The following is a 19,204-nucleotide window of genomic DNA, read 5'->3' on the forward strand; positions in this document are numbered from 1 at the left end:
CCCGCTAAACGAGGAACGCTGCCCAGCATGTCTAACGTTATTGTCGTCCCTCAGGTTGCCCGTCAGCTGCGCCGCTTCGCTGTACGACGCTCGGTGATTCATGGACGTGGCGTGTTCGCGCTACGCCGGCTTCAGCGGGAAGAGGTGTTGGTCGAATACGCGGGCGAGCGAGTGGATTGGCACATAGCGGCCAACCGGGCGCCTGCTGACCCGGAAAACCCGGATCATACGTATTTTTTTGACATCGGGGACGGTACGGTGATCGACGGCGCTGCCGGAGGTAATTCATCACGGTGGATAAACCATTCGTGCGCTCCGAACTGCGAAGCGATCGACTATGGCGGGCGGATCTTTATTTGCGCCTTGCGGACGATCAGGGAAGGCGAGGAACTGAGCATCGATTATGGACTGATGGTCGACGGCCGAATCACCCGCGCGCTTCGTGAGCGATTCTCCTGCCTGTGTGGTGCAGCTAACTGCAGAGGCACGTTACTGGCACCGCGCACGAAAAAGCGTCGCGGCGCGCTTCACGCTCGAGCAGAGCAAACCTTAAGTTCCGCCTCGGGCTAATACCCGTGACATCACAGGCATCTCGACAACGTCACAGGCGGGTATGGGAGCGCCCGTGTGCCGGGGCAAGCGAGCTCCGCAAACTCTTCCGGCGCGCTACCGTGAAGGGGGATCGCTTTCCACATTCTGGCCCGCGTTGAGAACCAGATCCCGTCGAATCTCGCGGCAGCGTTGGACGACTGCGGCGAGGTTCTGGAACTCATGTTCCGCAACCACCGATGCAAGTTGACGTCCTCCCCGCCTTCAGTCGTGACCGACTGCCGCTTGCGCGGAAAGGGCGGGGATTCCTCCTGCGAGGCGGTCACGTCCGACCGCGAGAATGTTGCGGGCAGCATTGCGATCACGATCATGTGTCGTTTCACAATGGATGCATTTCCACTCTCTTATTCCAGGACCTGCGACACCTTTCGGCCCCGTGCGGCTCGCGCAGCACGAACAGGTCTGGGTAGAAAACGCTTCATCGACCTCATCGAACCATACGCCTGCGTCATCGCACTTGTACCGAAGCATGGCCCGAAAGGTCAAAAGCTCCTCGAACTGGAAAAAGGCGAAGGCCCGCGTGAACCGCATCCACGCGCGTATCGCGAACGCCCGCTACGACTTCCTGCACAAGGCATCAAACACGATCAGCAAAAACCACGCGCTCGTATGTATCGAAGACCTGCAGGTGCTCAACCTGGGCAAGTCGGCAAGGGGCAGCATTGAGGCGCCGGGCAAGAAGGTCCGGGCAAAGGCCGGGCTCAATAAGTCTATTCTCGACCAGGGCTGGCGCGAATTCCGGCGCCAACTCGAGTACAAGACGGCCTGGTCCGGCGGCCTGCTGCTCGCGGTACCGGCGCACAACACGAGCCGCACGTGCCCGTGCTGCGCACACGTCGCGAGGGAGAACCGGAAGACTCAAGCCCGGTTGTGCGTCCAGCTAAGGCTGGCGTGTTCAGCAGGGGATAGACCTGCCGGGGTAGAAGTCAGAAGCCCCGTAGCTTGGATAGCAGGGTGGCGGGAAACCAAGACCTTGAAGCCTATCGACAGGCATTTCCTTGGGGAATGCGCGAGTCATCGGGCCGTAACAAAAGTGAACGTAGATGTGGCCTCGAAAATGAAAATCTCCGAGGGCCGAGCCCGCAACCGTGAGGGTGAAGGCAGCATGGGTAGCCGAAATCTGACCGATACGGCTATTCCACTTCGGCGGGGTGGAAGCGACGGCACGATGACAAGGACATGCTAAGCAACTGGAGAAGCCCTCCTCGCCCCGGCGCGAAATCGCCGGAGCAAGGTAGGTCCTATAACCGGCGAACCCGGGAAGTGGGCTGAAGGCGAGAGGGTGGCGGATGGGTCCGTAGTAGCTGTGAAGCCGGGTAACGCTGGTGGAGCGAAGGGGCCCTGCTGTTTGTAGTTTCCTCGACAACATGGGAGGCAAGGACGAAATGACAAAGGCGTCCAGCAGTTTGCAGGACCTGAGGCGGGGAATATACGTCAAGGCGAAGGCTGAACCGTCCTGGCGTTTCTGGGGGTTGTACGTCCATGTCTGCAAGATGGACGCACTGCGCGAGGCGTATGCGCTGGCCAGAAAGAACAACGGCGCTCCGGGTATCGACGGGGTGACGTTCGAGGCCATCGAGGCGCAGGGCGTGGAGGCGTTTCTTGAGCAGATACAGGGCGAACTGATCGGGCGGACCTACGTGCCGTTACGGGCGCGGCGGCAGGAGATACCGAAGGACGGGGGCAAGGTCCGTGTCCTTTCGATTCCGGCTATCCGTGACCGGGTGGTTCAAGGCGCGCTCAAGCTCATATTGGAGCCGATCTTCGAGGCAGACTTCCAGCCGGGGTCGTACGGTTATCGCCCCAGGCGTACCGCGCATGAAGCGGTGCATCGGGTGGCGACGGCAATTGTTCAGTGGAAGACCCGCGTCATAGATCTGGATTTACGCGCTTACTTTGACACAGTTCGGCATCACATACTGCTTGGAAAGGTTGCGCGTCGGGTCAATGACGACGACGTAATGCATCTGCTGAAGCTGATGCTGACGGCGTCGGGCAAACAAGGCGTTCCGCAAGGCGGGGTGATTTCACCGTTGCTCAGTAACATCTATCTCACTGAGGTAGACCGTATGCTGGAGCGGGCGAAAGAAGCCACGCGCAACGGGAAGTACACCTACGTCGAGTATGCCCGATTCGCTGACGATCTGGTGGTGCTGATCGATGCCCATCCGCGGCATGCGTGGCTGCTGAGGGCGGTGACCACGCGACTTCGGGAAGAGTTTGCCAAGCTGCAGGTCGAAGTAAATGAAGAGAAGAGCCGCACTGTGGATCTGGACCGCGCAGAGAGCTTCGGCTTTCTGGGATTCGACTTTCGTCGACTCCGCAGCGTAAAGAAGCACGTGTGGCGAGCGCACTACACGCCCAAGCTGAAGAAGCGGACGGCATTATTGCGTAAGCTCAAAGAGGTGTTCCGGCGATACCAGTCGCAGCCGGTAGATCGGGTGGTAGAACTGATCAATCCGGTGTTACGCGGCTGGGTGAATTACTTCGCTGTAGGACATTCCAGCGAGTGCTTCAGCTTCATCAAAGACTGGGTGGAAAAGAAGATTCGCCGCCACATGGGTCGATCCCGGAATCGACGGGGCTTCGGTTGGAAGAGGTGGAGTAGGCGCTGGCTGTATGAAGAACTGAAGCTGTTCAATGGCTATCGGGTTCGTCAACGGTCGTCGTCGAAAGCGTCCCCAGCACGATAGGTCCCATAAACCTTGACATGAAGCAGGCAGGAAAGCGTAGTGCGGGAAAACCGCCTGCTGCGTTTGACGTGGCGGGAGCTGGAAACGTGACCATGGCAACCGGATTGAGGCCCACCGCGAAAGCGAGGGAGAAGCCACCGGGACCTACCGTGCGCGCGCCAGTTCTCGACCCTACCGCGTGTGTGTCGTGCGGATACGGGAATCACGCCGACGTGGTCGGTGCAATCAATATTTTAGAGCGCGGACAGCGCTCGTTAGCCTGTGCTGATTCTTCGCCTGAGGTAAGGGCGTCGTGGCAGGAACCCGCCGAAGCGACTACGTAGCGCATCACGTAGCGCAGTAGAATCCTCCCCCTTCCCGGCCTTCGGCCGGCAAGCGTCAGCGAGAGGGGGAGGAGGATGTCAATTCCGTGCGAAAGGCCGTGATCCGATCGGCAAATTCGCCAGCTGCCTGCCGCTTGTCCGCCAGTTGATTGATCAGGGTTTCGACCGGATTGGTGTGGGCTTCCTGAAATACCATCTTGACGCGCGCGTTGCGCAACTTCATCTCGACCACGGGGCCGAGATAAATCGCCGCGAGGCCAATCAGGGCGGCGGCGACAAGGGCCAATCAACCCTTTCAGAAGCAGGAGGGCAGCTGGAGCGCCGATCGCTACGCCGGCCGCGATGACGATCCACTTGGCGGCTTTCGCCCTGCGTGCGGTTTCGGACGTGACAGTTGGGAAGACAGAAGTCATAGATACCTCGTGTGGTTGATTCTGATCGAACCTAGCCCGATTCCAGAAAAGTCAAGGCATCGCCCGCAAACCGGGTACGCGCGGTGGGAATCGGGGAGGGGAGGGCAAGAGGAAGACGCGAGTCAAGCGCACGTAAAGTCGGCAACGGCTGTGATCTGGCATCGGCGGGCTGTGGCGGCGCACGGCTTTGAGCTCCAGCAACCCTACAACCAGCCCCGGCACGCGCAAGCGGTCGGGGTTTTTCTTGTGCGCCCAGCATGGGCGCACTCTTGTGGGTGCAAGTCCCACCGCAAGTTGATCACAGCGAGCGAAGCGAAGCTCAACTGCACGAGGGTGACCGAGTGTGGGGAGGAAGCGTGGAGCGAAACTGCGAGCCGACGAACAGGAACCGGATAAAAGGCGTTGCCGACCAGGGCGAGCGAGCAAGAAACCGCAAAGCTCTCATGAACTGACCCGTCGCTCTGGCGGGCGCAGCCGCGCTCAAGCGCGTGCTGACCATCGCCTACTTCGACCAACTGGGTGTACCCCGACTCTCATAACCTCAACTTCCCGAACCGCCCGGTGCGGACCCGCATGCCGGGTGGTGTGGCAGGGGCGCGGCCTAATGGCCGTCCCCTATGCCGATTGCGTCCGCACGCTGCTGGCTCACGAAAGCCCCCCAATTCGTTTGTCTTTCCGGGCAAACGGACCGCTTGCGAAGCCTAAAATCTAGCTACACCTCGCGCTTCTGGCGCATCGATCCCGGCTTCACGCCTCTTCCCATTCTTTCTGCAAACTGGCGTCCTCGCGACGCCTTTTGGCACTTCTGCGCATCTGACGCTTTCACCGCCGGCAACCGGCATGTTATCTCTATCCCCAGCGGGACGCATATCCCGCATGTGGGATATGGCGTCTCAACGGGGCTTTCTTTCCAGGAAACCACCATGAACGCCTTTGCAGCAATGCTGAAACTCGCCGACATCACAGCCGACGAACTGATAACCCTTCTTCTCGCCTACATTCCCCGTAGTTTTCCGGTGCTCATTACCGGTGCACCTGGCGTGGGCAAGTCCGACATCGTGGCCTTTGTAGCCGGGATTCTCGGCTTCGATCTCGTGATTAGCCACCCCGTCACTGAAGATCCGACCGACCCGAAAGGGTTGCCGTTTCCTTCGGCGGATGGGCGGTCCGCCCGATTCCTGCCATTCGGGAACATGCAAAAAATCCTCACCGCGACCCGCCCGACGATCTGGTTTTTGGACGATCTGGGTCAAGGCTCGGCAGCTGTGCAGGCGGCATACATGCAGTTGCTGCTCGCACGCCGTGTCGGTGAACACGTCCTACCGGATTGTGTGACCTTCATCGCGGCCACTAACGACCGCAGTCACAACGCAGCCGTGAGCGGCATTCTCGATCCGGTGATCTCCCGTTTCGCGACGGTCGTGAACCTGGTGCCGGATATCAAGGCGTGGTCCAGGTGGGCTGTGGAGAACAACACGCCCCACGAGCTGATCGCGTTCCTGCGCTTTCGCCAGGATTTGCTCTATGTCCCGAAAAAGGGGCGCGACATCGCGAACTTCCCGACGCCCCGTGGCTGGGGCTTCCTCGGCAGGAAGATGCCCGTCATTCCGAAGGGCCAGGAGCTTCGCGAGTATGCAGGTTCCGTGGGTGAAGCAGCCGCGCTTGAGTTTGCGGGTTTCCTGGACATCTACAAGGAAATCGCAACGCTCGAGGACATTTTGCTCAACCCGCTGGGCGCGCGCCTTCCGGATGCGGATAAGCCGGCGACGGCGACGGCGATGGTATCGATGCTTGCTGGCCGGGTCACGGCTTCCAACTTCGACCAGATCATGCTCTACGTCAACCGCATGATTGCCGCAGACATGCGCGAGTTCGTTGGCTTCTTCATTCAGGATGCCATGACGCGTGACCCCTCGCTCCAGCAGACCCGCACGTTTCAGCGTGAATCGTGGACGGGCGAGCTTTGCAAGATCCTCGGCGGCGAGCTCGAGACGGTCTGACGGCTTTCCACCATTCCCTGCATTAATCGCGCGTGTTTTCCCTCTCCGAGAGCACGCGCGTCTTCCATTCCATTTCTGTTTCATCCATCTATTTTTCCCGGAGTCTCATTATGTCCAGAAACATTGCTGATGTTGCATCGAACGTCATGCTGTGCAGCCTGAGCGTTTCCGCCTGGAAAGCCCGCAAGTTCGACGACCAGATCACGGCTGAAGTCGACCGGACCCACAAGGTCGCGGACGCAGGCCGTTACAACAAGCGCCTTCTGCTAAGAGGTGCAGAGAGCTACAACGAGGTGACACGCATCGAAGGTGAAATGCGGCGTTACTGGGAGAAGTTCACGCTCTATTACAGGCAGGACGCGGTGCGTCTGCTGCCCACCCTGATGTACATGGATTTCGTGGAGGAGTTGCGTCGTCTTCGCGAGAAGTTTGATTCGGCCGTCAAGGTCTTCCTGACGGATTATCCGAACCTCATGGAGGCGGCGCGCACGTCTGAAACGCTCGGGCCTTTGTTCCGGGAGGAGGACTACCCGACCGATACTCAACTTCGCCTGAAATTCGGCGTGCGCCTCACGATCCTGCCGTTCCCGAACGCAGAGCAGTTTGGCGTTTCGCTGCCTGAGGATGTGCTCACGGCGCTGAAATCGGATATTGACAAACATGTCGAGTTTTCGATCAAAGCGGCGAACCGCGATATCGTTGGCCGTCTGTACGAGGCGGTCTCGAAGCTCGCGTCGACGCTGTACGTCAACGAGAGTCCGCGGCTCGATGTGGCGAACAATGTTCGCGCGTTGTGCGAGCTCTTGGCGAAACTGAACTTCAGCGGAGACCCCGAGCTCAACCGGATTCTCGATGAAGCCCAGCGTCACTTGGGTAGCCTCTCGGGCGCACATCTGAAGGACTCGCCGTATTTGCGATCGCAAGCTGCTGCTAAGGCATCCGAGATCGAAAGCATGATGGCGGCTTTCATGGGTTCGACTCCGGCACCGGTGTACACCGCCGCACCGGTTGCGACGCCGCAACTGCGCCTCGTCGCCTGAGGTCGCCATGGATCCGCGCGTAGCCAAAGCGCGGCGTTCGCTCGTTATGGACCGCCGCTATCGTTTCTTCGCGACGCTCCTCATGATGTTCAAAATTGTCGAAGATCCGACCTGCAAGACATTCTGGGTCGACGGGATCAGCCTGGGCTACAACCCGGCGTATCTCGGGATGCTGGATGATGATGAGTTGAAGGGGGTGCTCGCGCACGAAACTCTCCACCCTGCACTGGGACACATCTTCCGCATGGAAGGGCGTGATCCAGACATCGCGAACCGGGCTGCTGACTATCCCATTAACCTTTACGTGCTCGCATCGGGTTTGAAGCTACCCAAAGGTGTGTTGATCGATCCGTCATACAACGGGTCGCTTGAGGAGAACTATGCACGGTTGATGCGGGAGCGCGAACAGGAGCAGAAGAAGCAGTCCGCGCCCCAGCAGCAACAGCAGAAGGGCTCCCGTCAGGCTCAGGGGGCGGGCCAGGGCCAGGATCAGCAGCAAGGTCGGGATCAAGGTCAGGCTACGCCTGCCAGCGGCCAGAAGCGTGACCAGACCGGCGTCGCAGATAATCGCGCCGACGGTCAGGGCGAGCCCCAGCATGGGGAGTTTGATCCTGGTTGTGGCGAGGTTCGCCCCTATCCCGGTGAGCACGCTGCCAATGCGGAAGCAAAGTGGAAGGTTGCCGTGATGCAAGCCGCTAAAGCTGCCCGGATGGTCGGGCAGGCGCCCGGCTGGCTGGAAGGTGCTCTCCAAGGAATCGCAGAGCCGGCAGTCGAGTGGCGTTCCCTGCTGATGCGATTTGCGCAGGATGCCGCTTCGACCGACTACACGTTTGCCCGGCCGAACAGGCGTTACCTGCATATGGGCATGTACCTGCCATCGCTCCATGCGCCCGCCCTCGAGGATGCTGTCTTTGTACGGGATTCGAGTGGGTCGCTGTGGTCCGAGACGCAAGCGCAATTCGATGCAGAGATCGTGAACGTGTACGAGACGTTGCAGCCCAGGCGCCTTGTCGTGATGGATTGCGACACGGCGGTCTCGCAGGTTCAGATTTTCGAGCGGGGTGACCCAATCGAGCTGAAGCCTGTGCGTGGCGGCGGCGGTACCAGTTTCGTCGCCCCGTTCATTCGAGTCGGCGAGGAGGCGATCACCCCGGCTTTTCTGGTCTACCTGACCGACATGGAGGGCACGTTCCCCGCGGACGATCCGGGCTACCCGGTTCTCTGGGCCTCGACCACGAAACTGGACCGCGCCCGCGTGGCACCGTTCGGCGAAACGATCGAGGTCATTGTCTGACGCGCTCACCCTGTTCAACCAACCCCGACCGTCACTGACGGCCGGGGTTTTTCCGTTTACGGGAGGGGTCGTACATCCAGATGTACGACCAAATGAAGAATGACGGCACCGATTTGTCGTCATTCCGCGAGTCTCGTTACATCTGTAGGCAAAACGAAACAGAAACTGCTTAGAAAACGAGCACACAGAGAGCGGGGCGCGGACCCGATCATCCGCGCGGGGGGGCCGGAAAGATAGCGAATTTGGCGCACCATTCGCAGACGTGTTCATCCAGAGAAACACCAGAATTTATGGATGAGCACAACCACCACTGTCGCCGACGACTTCCTGAAAGTGCAGCCCCTGACCGCGGCGGCGCTTGCGATGTTTCTGGAGTCGCTGTCTCCGCTGAAGCGGGAGATTGAATCGCACGACATTGCGGAAATCATGATCAATGACTTCCGCAACGTCTGGATCGAGCACCGGGGCTCAATGCATCGGCTGGATCTGCAACTGGACTACGCGAAGCTTAACGGCGCGATTTTGTCGCTGGCGTCGTCCGTCGACAAGTCGGCTTTCGCAGGCACCGACCAGGGGATTATCAACGCGGGTCATAAAGGCCTGCGTGTTGCGGCTGTGATGCAACCGACCGCAATCGATGGCCACGCACTTTCGATCCGCAAGCACAGGGAAACCACCATGTCCCTGAAGGACTATGTAACTCGCGGGGCGTTCTCTCGCGTGCATGCGCGCCCGGAGCACAGCAACGACACCCTTTTCCCGGCGGGTGCTGAGAACGAAGTCCTGATGGAATCACTCGCGGCACTGGTGCGGGCGCGCAAAAACATCCTGGTAGCGGGCGGTACGTCCACCGGAAAGACGACGTTCCTGAACGCCATGATCGCGGAAGTCCCGGACGATCAGCGGGTCATCACGATCGAAGACACGCAGGAACTGAAGCTGATGGTTCCCAATCGGGTCCGGCTGCTCTCTAACGAAGACAAGAAGGTCACGGCTCGCGCACTGGTTGCGCTCTGTCTGCGGTTTCGCCCCGATCGGATCATCGTGGGCGAAGTCCGGGGTGGCGAGGCGTACGACCTGCTGCAGGCCCTGAACACGGGCCATGACGGCGGTCTGGCATCGATTCACGCCAATACGGCACGGATGGCCCTCGGCCGCCTCGAAAGTCTCGCGATGCTGGGCATTCCCGGGGGCGCCTCATGGGACCTGCGGGACATGCGAAAGAACATAGCCGACTGCTTTAACTATGTCGTGCATCTGAAGCGCACGGGAGAGCTTCGACACGTTTCAGAAATCGTTGAAATCCAAGGCTTTCAGGACAACGACTATATGTTCAACCGGGTCTTTTAAAGGGAAAAGACAAATGAAACCGTTGAAAAACGCGTTGCGCTCGCTATATCGCAATTACCTCTCGCCGAAGGAACTCGTCACGACACTCGTCGCACTCGTCCTTTCGTTCCTCTCGCCACTATCGATGGCCGACAGTTCATCGACCAACATCTCTGACCTGAGCACGGCCTCCGGCATCATCTGCATGATCTCCGACTACATCAGCGGTCCGTGGCTGTATGGCATCGGGATCGTTCTGATCATCGTCGGCGCCGTGGCGATCTCCTCGTCGGAAAGCAGCATCTCGAAGATGATTTCGACCGTCTTCGTCGGCCTCGGTATCGCGGCCTGCGCGGTCAACATCGTGAAAAACCACCTCGGTTTGAGCTACACCTGCTGATCGACTCCCATGGCATCGCACCGAAAACCAGTCAAGGTTAGCCGTTCGCTCTCGTTGCCTCGCCAGATGGGCGGCGCCGATCGCGGGCTCGCTATCGCGAGCGGCATGGTCACGCTGCTCCTTTGCTATAGCTTTATGACACCCGCGTTTTTCCCGGTGGGCTTCGTCGGTCACTGGTTCCTTCGCTGGCTGTCGCAGAAAGACCCGTGGTGGCGGGAAATCATGCTCGTCTACAACCGCTATCCGGACATCTACGAGCCCATGCCCACCACAAAATTCGCGGCCCGCTTCCGGCGCCCGTATGGCTTCGACCAGGATCTCTCTTGCTAACGTTGGCCGCCAAATGCAGAAAAAACCAAGGATTACGACCCGTTCGATTCAGGAAGTTGCGCCGTGGGCAACCATGGTCACGCCCGAGCTCATTTTCGACAAGGATGGGTCGTTGCTCACGCAATTCGTCTTCGATGGAATCGATGCGGACAGTCCGAATCTGAGCGATATCTCTTCCGTGCGTGACAACCTTGACCACGCCTGCAAGAATTTTGACCATCGCATCACGGCATGGTGGCGCCTGTCACACCGTCGCATCAAGACCCAGCTGGAGGGGGACTTTCATTCAGCGGCCGACGCGCGTATTGACGCGATCAACCAGCAGACCCTTTCGAGCGGCAAGTTCTTCAGGAACTCGCACTCGCTGGCGCTCGCGTACACGCCAGAGTCGGGCATCGACAAGATTTTCGAAAAGATCACCTACCACATGAAGGTTGGTGGAAAACCTGTCCCGCTCGCTATCCTCGAAACAGCCAAGGACATGCTGCTTGCGCGTAGTGCGCTCGCGTTTGACCTGACAAAGATGCAGGACGACATCAAGCGTTTCGAGTCGGTGCTCGACGCTTTCAAGGGGGGCGTGACACGCCTGAGGCTTAAACGCCTGGAGATGCAGGACATGATGGCGTTCCTGCACCAGACCGCGAACCCAAATGTGCCGCCACGTCGCGTTCGTTACCCTGTGACCATGCTCGATACACACCTCACGGAGACACAGGTCAACATCGGCGCGAATATGCTCGAGTTCAAGTCGGCGTATGGCTCCAGGTTTGCGCGCATCGTGAGCATCAAGGAGTGGCTGGGTTTTCAGGAGGCGGCGCTCGACATCCTCAACGAAGTAGATGCCGAGCTGGACGTGTGCGTGATGTTCCGGTTCCTGAACACCGGCCGCGCCGAAGCCTACATCAAGAAAATCCGGAACTTCTACAAGGTAGCAGCGTTCAACCCGTGGGCGATGATCAAGCAGTATTTCGCGAAGGAAGAGCAGCAGAATGACAAGGGCCGTGAGCGTCTGGCCAACGAGGCCGAAAACGCGCTCGCGAAGCTTATGGCTGATGGTCAGCAGTATGGGTTCGCCAATATCTCGATTATTGTTTATGGTGACACGCAGCAGGAGTGCGACGACAAGACCCGCGAAGTAGTCGGGCGCGTCGGCAACGCAGGCTTCGGGGCGATTCTCGAAGAAAACAATATGTTCGCGGCCTGGGCGTCGACGCTTCCTGGTCAGTGGAACCAGCAAAAGCGCCTCCAGTTCGTGGAGACACCGGCGATGTCGGACATCGCTCCGATTCGTGGCGTGCTCGACGGCGGAGACGTCAACGAATGGTTGACTTCCCAAGCCGGTAAGCGGGTAGGCGCACTCACGTGTCTGCCAACGCAGCACAAGACACTGCAGCGTCTGCACCTGCATCATCCGGGAGGCAAGTCGCACGCGCTCGTAATCGGGCCGATCGGCGCGGGTAAGTCGGTCTTTCTCAACTTCCTGCTCTCACAAGCTGGTCGCCATGGCGCTCGGCGAATCCGCTTCGACAAGGATCGCTCAACGCGCATTCCCACCGTGCTGGCGGGCGGTAAGTTCATCGACGTGACGGGGCGTTTCTCTGCGGCCACGTCGGTCAACCCGCTCTCGTTGCTCGAAGACAAAGATAACTTCACCTACGTCGCCGGCTGGGTGCAGATGGCGATCGAGGACGACAACTTTACGTGCACGAAAACGCAGGAAAGTCAGATCTTCATGGCGGTTAAGACCCTCGGTGAAGGCTACGCCGAGGAAATGTGGCGTCTCTCGAACCTGATCACGCTGTTGCCGGTGGACCTGCGTGAGCGCCTGTCGGTCTGGACCGAGGGTGAGAAGAACGGCCGGTTCTTCGATCACGTTGAGGATGCCTTCGCGCTGTCAGACGATCTTTCGATCGAACTTGGTGATCTCTTCCAGAGTTACCCCGTGGCGGCCGCGCTCTTCATGGACTACGCCTTCTTCCGGATCTCCAAGTGGCTCACCGGCCGCTACACGATCATCGAAATCGAAGAGGGCGGTTTCTTCTTCCAGTACGAGCGGTTCTACAAGAGGCTGGAAATCTGGGCGGTGACGATTCGCAAGCTGAACGCAACGCTTGTGATTGCGACCCAGTCGCTCAAACAGCTTGAGCGCATCAGGGACTTCGAGGTGTTGAAGGAGAACATCCCGAACATCTTCTACCTCCCGAACGCCGACGCGCGCAATAACAGGCACCTGTATTGCGAGGTTTTCGGGTTGACCGACAATCAGGTCAACATGATCTCGAACGCGGTTCCGAACCGCGATTATCTACTCGTCACGCCGACGCGGACTCGCATGCTGCAGGCGCAGTTTCCGCAGGAGACGCTGGCGTATCTCCGCTCTGATGGTCGCGCGCAGACCATCCTCGACAAGCATTACGAGTCGGGCGAACCGCACTGGCGCGAAAACTACGTTAATGAAATCTTGGCGCTCGATGGAGCGTAGGGAGATAGACATGAAATTTCTCAACAAACGTCACGCGTTCGGCGCATTGGTCGCCCTGGTCCTGACGTTCGCCGCTCAGTCGACGTACGCACAATGGATCGTGTTCGACCCGACGAACTTTGCCCAGAATGTCATCACTGCTGCGAAAGCCGTTCAGGGAGAGATCTATCAGGATACCAACATCGTCTACCAGTACCAGATGGAAGCGAATCAACTCAAGCAGGCGACGGGGATCGATCCGACTGCCTTGCTGCAGCAATACTACTCGATCACCTCTGACATTACCTCGATGCAGAGCTATGTGACCAATCTGCAGAGTCTCTATGGCCAGTTGCAAAGCGGCCAGGGATGGATCAACAAGGTGCAGGGCCTCGCCGCGTCGCAGGGCAAAACACCGCAGCAGTTCATTACGGATCAGGCGACTCTGGCCAGTCAGGGCAATCAGCAGGCGATCAGCCTCTTCCAGAGCGGCAACAGCATTGCACAGCACCAGCAGCAATTGATGCAGCGCCGGCAACAGCTTCAGGACTCCATCGCAATGAATCCGACGCAGCAATCCACGGCGGAGGCGACGACGCACTACCTCGATATCGTTACGTCCCAGAACAACGACCTGATCCAGCTACAAACGCAGGCCGCGCAACAGGCTGCTCAAAAGGCGGGGATCGAAGCGCAGCAGAAAAGTCAGGATGCGAAAACACTCCAGCAGCGACTCCAGGCTCAGCAGCTGGAGCTTTCGAATCTGGGCATTTCGACCACGAACTAAGTTGAAGTCGACCTAGTCTCGACTCAGGAAACTGTCATGCTGAAAGCCCGTACCTTCCTCTGCGCACTGGGCCTCATGCTGGTGATGGGGTTGCTTTTTTCGCCGGACGGCCGCGCGCAGGCTTCTGCAGCGGCAGGTAGCACAGCTACCCCAGCGGCATCTGCCGACGGTGCAACTGGTGTCGGTTTTGCTATTACTCGCCAGGACGTCACGAACGCGTTCATTGCCATTAGCAATCAAGTGCAGCAGGTCTCCCAATCGATTATCGGCACTGCGGTAAGTACTACGTCGTCGCTGAATTTGGAGTCCGACAAAATCTCGGGCGGGCTCGCAGTTCTGGTTGTCGTATTAACCTTTGCCGAGTTTGCTGGGACGCACCACCCCGTGGGTGCGTGGGTGAAGGTGTTCATGAATCTGACGGTCCTGGGCATGTTTGCGACCGTCTACGTCGGCTACGCGACGGCAGCTCCGGGATTCTATAGCTGGTTCGTGACCCTTGCGAACGACTTGAATGGAGGACAGCCGACGATCCAGGCCTTAGGCAATGCCGCTGGTTCCGTGCTGCTTGGGATGAAGCACTCGACTGATGGGCTGGGCTTTACCGATCTCGCCAACGGCTCAAAAATTCTTACGATTGTCGTGATCGACTTCGCCGCGGCATTTTGCTTCCTGATGATGTGCGTCTCTGGCGTCGTTTTCATGTATTACACGCTGGTTGGCGTCGTGCAGGCGGGAATTGGAATCGTTTTCGGGAAGATTGCCATTGCGTTGGGTTTCCACCAGATGACCCGGAATTTCTTTGCGTCGTGGCTGTCGTTCATGATTCACGCGGGGATGTACACCGCCGTATCGGCCGCTATGAATGCGCTCGTGATCAAGACGTTCATCACCACGCTGCAAAGCAACACCCCATCCGGGACGCTCAATTTCTCCACCAGTTTTGCCTCGGTGATTGCCTTGACTGTCATATCGCTCTTCATCCTGCTCCTGTCGATGGAAATCCCAAAGATCGCAGGTATGTTCGGCTCGGGCGCATCTGGTGGCGCGAAGATCGTCAACAAAGCGGCCTCCGCCGCAACGATGCGTGCCCTTGGCTAATATGGGGGCACAAAAAGTGGAAGCATCACCTCGCCCAAAAATGGCAGGGCACTCAGGACACTGGGGGGCCGCATGCCGAATGTGACCAAATTTCTATACGGGGTTGGCGTAGCCTTCATTATGGCGTTGGTGTTGTCGAGTTTCGTCCACGCGCAAGCCGGCGACGTGTCCGATGTCGACCCCAATACCGGCGTCCCGGTCGATACAGAGAGTCCGGGCGTCACAACGGCGGCTACGACCGTAATCTCGGCCGCACTCGGATCAGATGTAAGCGGCGAGGGTCTTGCCGCTACAGCCGCCGACATTACGAATGCCTTTAACAAAGTTAGCGCGTTGGTCACGCAGATCACGGGAAGTATTATCGGGGCCGCGACAAGCGCTGCTCAAACTCTCAATTCCGAATCAGACAAGTTAGCGGGTGGGCTCGCGGTCATTGTCGTCGTGCTCACTTTCGTCGAGTTCGCTGGCACCCATCATCCGGTATCCGCCTGGGTGAAGGCGTTTCAGAACCTGCTCGTCCTGGGCATGTTCGCCACCGTGTACGTTGGGTACGGAACAGCCGCACCCGGGTTCTGCAACTGGTTTCTCACGCTTGCCAAGAATCTGAACGGCGGCTCGACACCGGTGCAGGCAATCGGGAAGGCCGCGGGGTCCGTCTGGCTAGGCATTGTTCATTCGGCCGATGGCGCGAGCTTTTCACAGTGCGTCCAGATTTTCGCTATCGATCTTCTGGCGCTTCTCTGCCTTCTGGCGATCTGCATATCCGGTGTGATCTTCCTGTACTACACCATGGTCGGGGCGGTGCAGTCTGGTGTTGGCATCGTGTTCGGGAAGATTGCCATAGCGCTCGGCTTTCATGATATGACGCGGGGTTTCTTCTCGTCATGGCTTGCGTTCATGGTCCACGCCGGGATGTACACAGCGGTCGCTGGTGCCATGAATACGCTCGTTATCAGCCAGTTTCTAGCGCCTTTGCAGACCGCTTCGGGCACCCTGAACTTCTCGACGAGCTTTGCCTCGGTTATCAGTGTCACCATTTCGTCCATATTCATCATGCTGTTGTCGCTGGAGATTCCGAAGATTGCCGGCATGTTCGGGTCGGGCGGAGTGTCAGGTGGCCCAGGTATCGCCGGGAAGCTTGTCGCGGCGGCTACCGCCGGCGCCTTTGGCGCATCGCGTCGCGGCGACGAAGACAGGCCCAAAGATGACGATGAGAAGAGTGACGACGATGCGGATGGCAGTAGCGACCAGAAACCCGTGTGACCTGAGCAGGGCGGGCTACGCGACGAGGCAGCGCAAGATACGACTGGCGCCAGATCAAGACATACGCATTGAACATAGAGTCATTCACCACCATGCCCACGAACTTCCGAGCGATCGATTCCTTGCAGAAGATCGGCGAGCTTTCCAAACGGGTCGAGCTCATCAAGCAGTGCGCCAATGAAGCGAAGCCGGTCTATTTCGAGCAGAAGTGGATGGCCGTACTCATCAGATGCGCCGAGTGGCACTCGAGCCAGCCACTCTGTCCGGAACTCTACAGGGAGCCGGGCGGCGCCCTCCGTTGGACCATCGAGCTTGCCTTTTACGCGATGCGCCTGGCCGGTGCGCAAAAGTTCGCGGCCAACCTTACGTCCGAGGAACGTCGCCGCGTCGAGCCTCAGTACACCTACGGCGTGTTCATCGCGGCCGTCTGCTCGGGACTGGACGAGCCGCATCGCCACTTCTGTGTTTTCCGTGCGTCGGATGACGCGGGGTGGAATCCCTCTGCGCACGGTGCGTTGAATCCGTGGCTCGGCGGCTCCGAATTCCGGCTTGTCCGCCGCGAGGTTCCGCTCCCGGTTGAACGCATGCGTACCGGCGTGCTCGCCCAACTGATCGTTGGCCAGGAATTGCTGTCCGCGCTCGATACCGTCGTCCTCGCGCAGGTCTTCGGAGCGATCAATCCCGCACCCATGCCACTGCAAGGAGAGTCCATCACGCACAAGGTGGTGCGGGAGGCTGTGAAGGTCGCCACCGACTTTGACCTGAAGGCCCAGCGTGCAGAATTCGCTCCCGTGGAGTTCAGCGTTCCTCCTGCGATCGATGTCGCGAACGTCCTAGTGCCGGTTCAGGAACCCGTCGCCGCGCAAGCCCCGGTCGGCGAGAAGCAAACGCCTGGGCCAGTCACTGCGCCAACGACCAAGGCGTCCGGCAGCAAGCCGGTAGATCCTCGGCAAATCTCGCTGCTCGATGCGGTCGCGGGCGACGCCGGCTCTGCTGGCGCAACCAGGGACGAAGTGCCGACGCTGGAGGACGGCCTGAAGGACTACCCGCCCATGATTGTCGACTTCTTCCGGGCGCTCAAAGAGGACGTCGAGTCAGGAAAGGTGAAAGTCGCGTGGGCGGCAATGGGACTCACCATCGCCAAGCGGATCCTTGGCGGGTACGGGATCGCCAGTGACTCACTGATCGAGGTGCTCCGGAAGAAAGGGGTCCTGCTCGGGAACACCAAGACCGAAATTACCATCGCCCAGGGGCTCGGTCGGCTCATCAAGGCGCGTGAGGAAGCCTCCTCATGATCCCTTACATCAACCACTTCCGCCCCGTTTATGAGTCGAGCGCGATGATCGCGTGGTTCGGCGCGATGCTCGTCGTGCCACTCAGCGGAATGCCGTATGGCTGGGTCTTCGCGTTGCTGGCGATGTGCCTTTTCCTTGTGCGCTCCGCTCAGGTCTGGTCGGCGCTCAGTTTTCGAATGGCGATCTCGACGAAGTGGCTGACGACGCTGGAGGTCCCGAAGCTGCTCGACATCCAGCAAAAGATGCGCAAGGAGTCCGACTCGATGTACCTCGGCATCGGATTTGAATGGACGCAGAAGCATTGCCAGATTGCTCACGACATCCTCCGCATGCCGACCACCGACATTCCTGGCCTGCCACGGTGGCTTAACAAAACGCCGACTGGTCGCAAGTTTGAGGCGTGGATCGAAGAGATTTTTGCGCCGCCTAACAGCAAGCTCGACCGCATGCCTCAGGGATCGTCCTGGATTCACGGGATGGAGAAGAACAAGGGCTACGTGCCATTCCACTACAAGGCAATGGGTGGCCATACCGCGGTTGCCGGCACGACGGGGTCCGGCAAGACGCGTACGTACGAGGTGATTTCCACGCAGGTCATCCACAGCATGGACGATGTGCTCATCATCATCGACCCAAAGAACGACGAGGACTGGAAGCAAAGGGTTGAGAGGGAATGCGCGCGGACCGGCCGGAAGTTTCTCTATTTCAACCAGTCGAAACCGTCGCTGTCGATCCGCCTGAATCCTCTTGAAAACTGGTCGCAACCTTCCGAAATCCCGAGCCGGATTGCCCAACTGATGGAGGAGGGGCCGTTCCGCAGTTTTGCCTACCTGTTCATCGACCGCGCGGTGAAAGGCGAACTGTACGTCGAGGACAAGCCGAACCTGCGATCGATTCTGAACTACGCGCAGGCGGGGGTGGCCACGCTGCTTGAGCGTGCGCTCATCAAGTTCTTCCGGGAAGAGAAATTTGCGAACTGGGAAGAAGAGCTGGCTGCCAGCATGCAAAGACTACAGCAAAAGGGTGCGGGTCGCGTGGACGGCATGGTCGATCTGTACAAGACACGCTTCGGCAATTCTGGCAACCGCCACGAGGCGCTGGAAGGTCTGATTGCTACGCACTCGCACGACAGGGAGCACTACATGCGGATCATCGCGTCCGCGCTTCCTTTGTTGCAGATGCTGGCAACCGGCGAAACCGGTCTGATGCTCGCGCCGAAGAACGATGATTTCTCGGATGAGCGTGAGATATGGGACATCGATAAAGTCATCAAGCAAAAGGCCGTGCTTTATATGGGTCTTGATTCGCTGTCAAACAAGATCGTGCAGCAGGCGATCGCGTCGATGATGCTCGCCGACGTGGCAGCTGTGTGCGGGGCGGTCTACAACTTCTACGCGGAGCGGCCGAGCGTCGTTCTGATCATTGATGAGATCGCTGAAGCCATCAACGAACAGGTGATCCAGGTGCTCAACAAGGGTCGCGGCGCCGGCTTCAAGGCGTTCGTTGCCTTCCAGACACGGTCCGATCTGACAGCAACCCTCGGAGAGGAGTCGAAAATGTTGCAGGTTTTGGGCAACCTGAACAATCAGATCATCCTAAGATTGGAAGACACAGATACGGCGCAGTGGTTCTCCGACAAGGTTGGAGAAACCGCGATCCGTAATCTCGTCATCAATAGCAGCACAAGCACCGGAACCGAGTCACACATTGGAGAATTTCAGGGTTCGATTTCGAGGTCCCTACAACTGGAGAAGGCGCCACTGATTCCGACGCGCTTGATTCACGGCTTGCCCAACCTCCAATATTTCATGCGGATTTCGGGCGCAGCCGTCTACCAAGGCCGTGTTCCAATTCTTTCAAATTAAGAAA

The 19,204-nt window shown here is 58.8% G+C and carries 16 protein-coding genes and 1 pseudogene; 15 read left to right on the forward strand and 2 right to left on the reverse strand.

What is annotated here, in order from left to right:
• Positions 1-27 precede the first annotated feature (27 nt).
• On the forward strand, positions 28-570 hold the full coding sequence (locus tag HF916_RS11190) for an SET domain-containing protein (protein WP_168788855.1): 543 nt from the start codon (positions 28-30) through the stop codon (positions 568-570).
• Between the two features lie 243 nt (positions 571-813).
• Here the strand turns inward: HF916_RS11190 and HF916_RS11195 are convergent, their stop codons facing one another.
• Entirely contained in the window at positions 814-1,140 is a 327-nt protein-coding gene (locus tag HF916_RS11195) for a zinc ribbon domain-containing protein (protein ID WP_206001732.1), read from the reverse strand.
• Here HF916_RS11195 and HF916_RS11200 point away from each other — a divergent pair.
• Together HF916_RS11200 and ltrA are read left to right on the forward strand one after the other, a co-directional pair.
• A pseudogene (locus HF916_RS11200) lies at positions 1,073-1,486 on the forward strand (RNA-guided endonuclease InsQ/TnpB family protein); the annotation flags it as partial. The gene HF916_RS11195 and the pseudogene HF916_RS11200 sit on opposite strands and share 68 nt — an antisense overlap.
• A gap of 508 nt (positions 1,487-1,994) precedes the next feature.
• Positions 1,995-3,302, forward strand: a complete 1,308-nt coding sequence (ltrA, locus tag HF916_RS11205) for a group II intron reverse transcriptase/maturase (RefSeq protein WP_168787617.1) — start codon at positions 1,995-1,997, stop codon at positions 3,300-3,302.
• Positions 3,303-3,680: 378 nt separating this feature from the next.
• Here ltrA and HF916_RS11210 read toward each other — a convergent pair whose 3' ends face one another.
• Positions 3,681-3,911 carry a hypothetical protein gene (locus tag HF916_RS11210; RefSeq protein ID WP_168788856.1) on the reverse strand — a complete coding sequence of 77 codons (231 nt, stop codon included), beginning with the start codon at positions 3,909-3,911 and terminating at the stop codon, positions 3,681-3,683.
• Positions 3,912-4,961: 1,050 nt separating this feature from the next.
• Here HF916_RS11210 and HF916_RS11215 point away from each other — a divergent pair.
• From HF916_RS11215 to traD, 12 genes are all read left to right on the forward strand, one after another.
• Positions 4,962-6,038, forward strand: coding sequence for an ATP-binding protein (locus tag HF916_RS11215; RefSeq protein ID WP_240975242.1), 1,077 nt, complete (start codon positions 4,962-4,964; stop codon positions 6,036-6,038).
• Between the two features lie 32 nt (positions 6,039-6,070).
• Positions 6,071-7,078: a hypothetical protein gene (locus tag HF916_RS11220; RefSeq protein WP_240975243.1), complete on the forward strand. Its 1,008-nt coding sequence runs from the start codon at positions 6,071-6,073 to the stop codon at positions 7,076-7,078.
• 7 nt (positions 7,079-7,085) lie between these two features.
• Complete coding sequence (locus HF916_RS11225) at positions 7,086-8,372, forward strand: vWA domain-containing protein (protein ID WP_168788857.1); 1,287 nt, start codon at positions 7,086-7,088, stop codon at positions 8,370-8,372.
• Positions 8,373-8,666: 294 nt separating this feature from the next.
• Positions 8,667-9,722 (forward strand): CpaF family protein, encoded by a 1,056-nt coding sequence (locus tag HF916_RS11230; RefSeq protein WP_168788858.1) that lies wholly within the window; start codon positions 8,667-8,669, stop codon positions 9,720-9,722.
• Positions 9,723-9,735: 13 nt separating this feature from the next.
• A complete protein-coding gene (locus HF916_RS11235; RefSeq protein ID WP_168788859.1) occupies positions 9,736-10,101 on the forward strand; it encodes a TrbC/VirB2 family protein in 366 nt (121 codons plus the stop codon).
• A 66-nt stretch (positions 10,102-10,167) separates the two neighbouring features.
• Positions 10,168-10,431 carry a conjugal transfer protein gene (locus HF916_RS11240; protein WP_236078643.1) on the forward strand — a complete coding sequence of 88 codons (264 nt, stop codon included), beginning with the start codon at positions 10,168-10,170 and terminating at the stop codon, positions 10,429-10,431.
• A 13-nt stretch (positions 10,432-10,444) separates the two neighbouring features.
• Positions 10,445-12,913, forward strand: a complete 2,469-nt coding sequence (locus HF916_RS11245) for a VirB4 family type IV secretion system protein (protein WP_168788861.1) — start codon at positions 10,445-10,447, stop codon at positions 12,911-12,913.
• Between the two features lie 10 nt (positions 12,914-12,923).
• Positions 12,924-13,679 carry a DUF4141 domain-containing protein gene (locus HF916_RS11250; protein WP_168788862.1) on the forward strand — a complete coding sequence of 252 codons (756 nt, stop codon included), beginning with the start codon at positions 12,924-12,926 and terminating at the stop codon, positions 13,677-13,679.
• Positions 13,680-13,715: 36 nt separating this feature from the next.
• The gene (locus HF916_RS11255) at positions 13,716-14,777 is read left to right on the forward strand and encodes a type IV secretion system protein (RefSeq protein WP_168788863.1); all 1,062 of its coding nucleotides are present in this window, start codon (positions 13,716-13,718) and stop codon (positions 14,775-14,777) included.
• A 72-nt stretch (positions 14,778-14,849) separates the two neighbouring features.
• Entirely contained in the window at positions 14,850-16,040 is a 1,191-nt protein-coding gene (locus HF916_RS11260; protein WP_168788864.1) for a type IV secretion system protein, read from the forward strand.
• Between the two features lie 92 nt (positions 16,041-16,132).
• Entirely contained in the window at positions 16,133-17,335 is a 1,203-nt protein-coding gene (locus tag HF916_RS11265; protein WP_168788865.1) for a TraI domain-containing protein, read from the forward strand.
• Positions 17,332-19,200 (forward strand): conjugative transfer system coupling protein TraD, encoded by a 1,869-nt coding sequence (gene traD, locus HF916_RS11270; protein WP_168788866.1) that lies wholly within the window; start codon positions 17,332-17,334, stop codon positions 19,198-19,200. The genes HF916_RS11265 and traD overlap by 4 nt, the downstream gene beginning before the upstream one ends.
• The last annotated feature ends 4 nt before the right edge of the window (positions 19,201-19,204 follow it).

Origin of the sequence: Paraburkholderia aromaticivorans, assembly GCF_012689525.1 — a bacterium.
Classification (GTDB): domain Bacteria; phylum Pseudomonadota; class Gammaproteobacteria; order Burkholderiales; family Burkholderiaceae; genus Paraburkholderia; species Paraburkholderia aromaticivorans_A.